Consider the following 2829-nt stretch of genomic DNA (forward strand, 5'->3'; position numbering starts at 1 on the left):
TGGGCCATTGCCTTGAGGCCTGGGTGGCCTTCGAAGCCGCCGTAGCGCGAGAAGGTGTAGCGGACGCCGGCGATGATGTTGTCGATCGGGTTCCAGATGTCGTCGTGGCCCGGCAGCTTGTGGGCGTTGAACGTCGAGTCGATGCATTGCATCAGGCCCTTGGAGGGCGTGCCCGCCTGGGCGTTCGAGTCCCAGAGGTTGATGGCGTGCGGGTTGCCGCTCGACTCCTTTTCGATGATCTTCCAGATCTCGTCGATGTTCGCGTCGGTGACCGGGATGCCGTTGGCCTGGAGGATCTTGATGGCCTCGCGGATCCACTCCTCGACGTTGCCGGGCGGGGGGCTGCCGGACGGCGGGCCGCCGCTGGCGCCGAGGCCGCCCATGCCTTCTCCGCCACCACCACCGCCGCCTCCACCACCGGACGCGCCGCCGCCACCGCCACCGCCTCCGCCGTGGTCGGTCGAGGTGGGAGTGGGAGTGGCGGCGGGCTTGGGCTGGGTGTCCGCGACGGCGGACTGCTTGGTCGTGTCGTCCGGAGGCGGGGTCGGGGCCCACTCGATGGGCTTGCCGGGGGTCGGGACGAAGGACTGGGTGTTCGGGTCCTCGAGCGTGGAGAACTTCGGGGTCAGCGCGCCGGGGCGGCCGCGCAGGGTGCTCGCGGCGGCGTTCACGGCGGATTCCGCCTGGGAGATCACGGGGGTGGCGTCCGAGACTGCTTCGGCGACGTAGCTGCGGATGATGTCGTCGACGTCTTCCTGCGGCTGGCCGTGGAGTTGCTGGCGGGTCTGGCGGGCACGGCTCAGGAGGGTTTCGCAGATGCGGCTCATCGAGGACTTGGCCGTCTCCAGGGCGTTCGCGGCCGCCTCCAGGTCGGTCGCGGCGCCGTTGAGCGCTTCGGCCATCGAGGTGCCGCACTTCGTGACGTTGCCCATGTAGGCGACGAAGCCGTCCGCGGACTTGCCCTCCCAGGCGTCGTCGAGCTGGGCGACGGACTTCTGCAGGACGTTCGTCTGGTCGCCGCACTTGCCCGCGGCCTGCTTGTAGCGGCTCGCGATGTCGCGCACGGCCTGGGGTTGTGCCGTGTCGACCTTGTCGGCGAGTGCGGCCAGTTCGGCGCCGCCGGGCAGGGCCGAGACCTCGTCCATCGCGCTCATGTCAGACCGTCCTGAAGGAGTTCTTGTTGGTTTCCTCGATGTCGTCCACGTTGGTCTGGATCACGTCGATCGTGCCCTCGACCTTGCGCAGCACCTTCTCGGCTGCTTCGAACTCCTGCGCGCCCGCTTGGTCCATTGCGGTCACGGCGCTGGAGATGGCGCCGGAAGATCCGAGTTTTCCGAATATGTCCGGATTGCCGTACTGGTTGGAAAAGCCGTCGCCGATCGCGCCGAATTGTCCGGCCTGACTGCTCGCGGTCGTGCGGCACTGTTCCATGGCTTCGCTGTTGAACTTCGCCACAGCCACGCGCACCTACCCCCTTGACGTCCCTCAAGACCATAGAACGAATTACTCCTGGCGGGGCGTCGATTCGCTCGTTCGAGACGACGGTGCCCGCCCGTCGGAATGTTCGACGGGCGGGCACGGTCAGGGGTTCCGCGTTTCAGACCTCTTGCAGCAGTTCCCAGACGGCGGCGGCGAGGCGGTGGTTGTCGACGGGCGTGATCGTGCACCACTTGCGGCCGTCGCTGCTTGGCTTGAGCTGGCGGAGATAGCGTCCGTTGTGGGTGTCGTGGAAGGACACGACACGACCGGCGCGTTGTCCGTTGCGCTGCACGCCGAACTGACCGCGCGTGGAGATGCCGTCGAGCATCCCGGCGAGTTCCTGGGCGTCGCCGAGGCGCAGTCCCTGGCGCTCCAGCGTGGTGATCATGCGCTGGGCGTCGAGGCCGACGTCCTTGGCCGCGGCCACGAAGTCGTCGTAGGGCAGGCTGATCGAGCGCCCGTACCCGGCGGGCATCTCGCCGGCGACCGACACCGCGGCCTCGGCGAGTGCCGTGCCGCGGGACTGGATCAGCCACATCTCGTCGCGGTCCTGCACCGCCAGGACCGCCTCGTCCCCGATGGCCGCCGCGAGTCCCTTGATCTCCCGGTCGGCCCAGATCCACAGGTCGATCGCCACCTGGTGGTTGCCGAGCAGCGCGAACCCGTCGGCGATCTCGGGCGCCACCCTGCCGTTGTGCGCGAGGCCGCGGGACTCGAGCGACTCCCAGGCCCGCTTCACCACCTCGGCCTTCTCGGTGTGGGTGACGGACGGAATCCGCGTGTCCAGCGCGACGTGCGCGGCCGGGAGGCGTTGCGCCTCCCAGACCACGGCGAACTCCACTGTGGACAGAACCACAGATGCCGGTGTGCTCAAGGGTTTACTGGTCCTTCGGGTCTTCGCCGATGACGGACTGGACCACCATGCGGTCGTCGCCGAAGATCTCGTCGGAGTCGACGCCGTACTTGTTCACGTGCTCGCCGTCCTCCTCGCCGTCGCCCCTGGCACCGCCGGCCGCGGGCGACATGAGCGAGCCGGAACCCTTACCTCCGACACCGCCCTTGCCGGCAGCGGCCGCACCGGCGCGGTTCGCCTCGGGGCCGACGCCGCTGGCGCCACCGGGCGTCATCGCACCACCGGGACCCTTGCCCGCGGCACCGGTACCAGCGGCGCCACCCGCACCCGCACCGCCACCACCGGCCTTGCCACCACCGATGGTGCTGGGCGCACCCTTCGGACCGGCGGGCGCGATCGGGGTCTTCGGCGCCTGGCTGGGCCCACGCCCGCCACCGACGACCTGCGGACCACGAGCGCCGCCGGTCGCACCGGCCAGCCCGCTCGCACCGGCGGCC

The 2829-nt window shown here is 69.7% G+C and carries 3 protein-coding genes and 1 pseudogene; all 4 read right to left on the reverse strand.

Features of this window, described 5'->3' with window-relative positions:
• Positions 1–1154: WXG100 family type VII secretion target (locus VF330_RS39910; protein ID WP_330856951.1), on the reverse strand; the 1154-nt coding region annotated here is incomplete at its 3' end.
• Position 1155: 1 nt separating this feature from the next.
• Positions 1156–1455, reverse strand: a complete 300-nt coding sequence (locus tag VF330_RS39915; protein ID WP_330856952.1) for a hypothetical protein — start codon at positions 1453–1455, stop codon at positions 1156–1158.
• Between the two features lie 142 nt (positions 1456–1597).
• Positions 1598–2353: an ESX secretion-associated protein EspG gene (locus tag VF330_RS39920; RefSeq protein WP_330856953.1), complete on the reverse strand. Its 756-nt coding sequence runs from the start codon at positions 2351–2353 to the stop codon at positions 1598–1600.
• A gap of 4 nt (positions 2354–2357) precedes the next feature.
• Positions 2358–2829: pseudogene (locus tag VF330_RS39925) on the reverse strand (hypothetical protein); the annotation flags it as partial.

The organism is Lentzea sp., assembly GCF_036380075.1.
Lineage (GTDB): Bacteria > Actinomycetota > Actinomycetes > Mycobacteriales > Pseudonocardiaceae > Lentzea.